We start from the raw sequence: 4290 nt of genomic DNA on the forward strand, positions 1-4290 counted from the left end.
TTGAGATGCAGGTCTATGATAAAGATTATTATCGTACCCCCAATATCCCAACCGTTTTTTATGGTAGAGCTGCTACCGATGATCTTATCGAATGGAAAAACAATAGTATAAAAATTGAAGATCGAGCTATTATCAAGCAATTCAAAGTAGGTGATAAAATTCGGTACAAAAACGCTATTGAAGACGAAGACAACGAATACAAAAAATGGTATGATACCACTATCAAACAAGGAAATTATTTTGCAGAAATTGATTTCTCAGAAAAATACGGATCAGACCTAGAACTCTACATACATTTTCCAGATTGGAAAATCTTACAATTACCCTTTGATAACGAACATGCTAAACTTACTTTATCTAGCAAAGAACATATTGCAGACGCCTTTTTTGCAGAAATAGAGAAAGAAAAAGTTCAAGCCGATGCTCCCCCCCAGCCTATTTATTATAAAGACAAAGCTGGAAAAAGAAAGAAATCTTCCAAAACGAAACCCGCAAAAGCTACCGTACCATATTATACCAAAATAGTACAAGGAGTCTTAGGTCAAAAGGTACAATTAGTAGCAGCATGTACCAATCTAGAAGGAAAGAATGTCGTCTTTAAAATTTACGAAAAAGAACAATTATTAGTAGATAAAGACAAAGAAGTTACAGTAATCCAAAACGATAAAGAAGTTACAAAAATTGAAGCTACTGTTAAAGATGGATATGCTGTTGCTGAGATAATCTTTCAAAAAGTAGATGAAGGAAAATATAATAATTGGGATAAAAAATTAGATCCAGATACAGGTAACTTAAAAACAGCTCAACTTTATTTAAAAGTAACATCTAAACAAACAAATATTCCTGTTGTCAATAAATGCTTTTTAAACGATGAAAATCAAGAATTCAAATTGAAAGCTGCTATTGTAATATATAATATTTACTCTAGTGGTAAAATTGAAAAAAATAAAATTGACAACCCTAATAAAGTTAAATATATATATCATGAAAGTGATGGAAAAACACACATATTAGGTAAATCTAAGTTAATTGAAGCAGAAAAATGGAAAGTTAAAGGTGTAAAAGTAAAACCAATTCAAAAGGTGAAATTACTAGATGCAAGAAATATAGATCAATATTCGTCTGGAAATGTGAAATTCAAAATAGCTACTTGGACAAGTAAAAGTAAAAGATGGTATATTAATTTAGATTGCTTCGCAGGTCTTATAGGTGCTATGATTGAAGAAAATATTGAAGATTTGGGGTTTAATGGTTTTAGTACAAAAGAAGGGAAACCAGGAAAAAGCAGAGAACATATTAATGGTATTGCTGGAGATATTCGATATTTGAGCATTAATATTAACGGAGAAAGAACATATTTACAAGACACTCATTTTGATTACAATAGACAAGTCAAATTCAATAATTCATTATATAAATTTGGTTGGGGGGCAGGAAAGAAAGAAATGTATTCTGAAAATTTCAATCAAATAATAAAAACAGAAAAAATCAATCCTAAAACAAAGAAAAAAGAAATTATTGAAATAAAAAAGAAGACAAGACTACCGCATACAATCCATAAAAGAAAAGATGGTGTATATAGACACCACCATCATCTTCATATGGTTGGTTTTGACTTTTCAAAAATTATAGAAAAATGAAAAAAAGCACATTAATTATACTATTAGTAATTTTATTCTCTTCTTGTAAAAACAATTTAAAAAAAGAAATAATCATTTCTGATAGAATAATAAAAAAAGATATTTCAAAAAACAAAATTGTACAAAAAAATAACAAACAAAAAATAGATTCTCTATTAAACTTGTTACCAGACATGAAGTTTCACTACAATAGTGCTAACATTATTGATAAAGTAAAAATATATGAACAAGGAGATTATGTAGATACGACTTTTACAAATATTAATATACAAAAAAGTACAATTGAATGGAAAGATAGTGTTTACGAAGCAAAAATACTGGACTATACAATAAAAGGGCTTTTTAATAATGTGAAATTCCAATACTATGGAAAAGATGATGATAGTGATTATAATATTAATGACTTAACTTTTTATCCCATAATCAAATCAAAAGTTAATAATCATTATGTTATAGGAAGTTTAGTTCAATATTTTGGTGAGAATGATATTCCTGGTGTATTTTTTATTTTATCCAGTTTTAATACTAAAGGAATTCAAAAAGATTATTTAATTGTCTTTAATAGATTTACTTGGGTAGTCAGGTATGAATATGATTTTATTATCAATAATCGTTTTGACATTGTTATTAACAAAATGTCTAGTTATTCTTATGATATGGAAGCAGAAAAAGAATTAAATCAACCTCAAATAAAAAAATGGACTGAATATTATTATCTAAATGAAAAAGGAGAGTTTCAAGAAAAAAAATAAATGAATAAAAAAGACAAAGGAAAATATATTCGCTGATAAAAAATTCAAATCATTGTAAAACAAATCTTACCCACAAAAATCATTTACATATTCAAGGGTTTAAACCTAATTTCAAATAGTATGAAAATTATTTTAACAATTATATTCCCTATTATTTTTAGTTGTAATAAACTAGAAACTATAAATAATATTGATTTAAAAAATGAAAAAGAAACATCTATTTCGGACTCGATTTCTTCAAAAAAAGAACAAAAAAAAATAAAAGCAAACGATTCTCTCAATAAATTAATTCTTAATAGAAATAAAAAGTTTATTGAAGAACTTAAAAAACAACCTATAGAAAAATTACCTTTTTCAATTGCCCCATATATATTGGATAGTTTATTAAATGAACAAACTTTCCTTAAATGGCATGATAAATTAAGAACGTATAAAATAGATACATTATCCATTTTAAATAATAAAAACCTTTTCTTTAATCAAAATATTAATAATGAATTATTTAGCGAATTCACTCCTAAAGGTTACTATGAAATTCTAATTAATGAAGATTGTTGCCAATTTTCAGAATCCTTTTTTTATAAAAGACTCGAACCAATAGATCATGAACTAGAAGTTTTTCTAAATGGGACTAAAATAATTGAAAATGAAGGATTTGTTAGAGGAATAATTATGCAATTAATTGTTTTTGATACCAATAAAATAAAACTAGTTCACGGAATTGATATTTTAATTACAGGATATGGATATGATGATTCTTTCTATTTTGAAGGTTTTAGTATTGACAAAGATTATAAAATACAAAAAAAATCATATCATTCAATTGAGGATGAGCTAGTCATTGTTGAGAAAAAAATTGAAATCAATAGAGAAGGATATTTAGAGATTAAAAGCATAAAAGTAAATACTACTTATTCTGATGATTGATTCAAGCTTCTTATTTCAAAATATATTTTTAGTTCAAATTTTGATATTATTTAAAACACATGAATAAAATCACTTTTCCTTTAATTTGTTTTTTCATATGCTTATCCTCTTGTTCGCAGAAAAAAAAATCAATTACTACCCAAAATTATGATGAGAATAATAAAGCAGTTGATAGTTTATATTTTAAAGCTCCAAATATTTTCACATATACTAATTGGGAATTATCTAATAGTACAGAAGGAAACATATTAAGAGTTACTAATGGTAATATTGTGAATGATTTTTTTTGGTCAAACAATGAAATGTCAAAAAAAATTATCGCCGAAGGTAAATTAAAGAATTCAAAAGGTTTAACACCTAAAGAAGCTAAATTTCACGGTAAATGGTACTTCTACGGAGACGGAGATGCTGGAATATACAAAGTTGGCTATTATAAAAATGGAATTAAAGATAGTTTATGGTATACTAATTACGAAAATTCATATCCAAATATTGAATACTATCAAAATGGATTAAAAATTAATAATACAGGTAATTTCATCGTATCAATAAAAAATAATTTAATAGCCCAAGGCTTTGAAATTAGCGAAAATGGTATCCCTAAAGGAAAATGGTCTTTTTTTTATAATATGGATACAAAATCAGAAAGGGAATTTATTCTTAAAGAAGATTCTATAAGAATAAAATTTAAAAATATCGATCGTAATAATGGAAATGTACTTCAACAAGGAGAATTTAATGAATATTATGAGCAAAATCATTAAATTATTTTGTCTAATAAGATTGATCTAATAACAGTTTAGCCCTTAAAAGATCGAAGTGGACTTGCTATCTTAGATTGGACGTTAAGTTGAGTTACTATCTTGCTTGATTTTAACTTAGAAAATTATGAGACAAAAATCACGTCATTTCACGTTAGAGTTTAAACAGAAAGCAGTAGAGTTAAGTTATTTGAAAGCAGATGTAAAATT

The 4290-nt window shown here is 26.1% G+C and carries 3 protein-coding genes and 1 pseudogene; all 4 read left to right on the top strand.

Going from position 1 to position 4290, the window contains the following annotated elements; all coding sequences use genetic code 11:
- Positions 1-1640, top strand: a pseudogene (locus AC2D8I_RS15875) (hypothetical protein); the annotation flags it as partial.
- On the top strand, positions 1637-2392 hold the full coding sequence (locus tag AC2D8I_RS15880; RefSeq protein WP_484707090.1) for a hypothetical protein: 756 nt from the start codon (positions 1637-1639) through the stop codon (positions 2390-2392). The pseudogene AC2D8I_RS15875 and the gene AC2D8I_RS15880, both read left to right, overlap by 4 nt.
- Positions 2393-2512: 120 nt before the next feature.
- Positions 2513-3319: a hypothetical protein gene (locus tag AC2D8I_RS15885; protein ID WP_484707092.1), complete on the top strand. Its 807-nt coding sequence runs from the start codon at positions 2513-2515 to the stop codon at positions 3317-3319.
- A gap of 59 nt (positions 3320-3378) precedes the next feature.
- Positions 3379-4083, top strand: a complete 705-nt coding sequence (locus AC2D8I_RS15890; protein ID WP_484707093.1) for a hypothetical protein — start codon at positions 3379-3381, stop codon at positions 4081-4083.
- The last annotated feature ends 207 nt before the right edge of the window (positions 4084-4290 follow it).

This window comes from Lacinutrix sp. YIN62, from assembly GCF_057219185.1.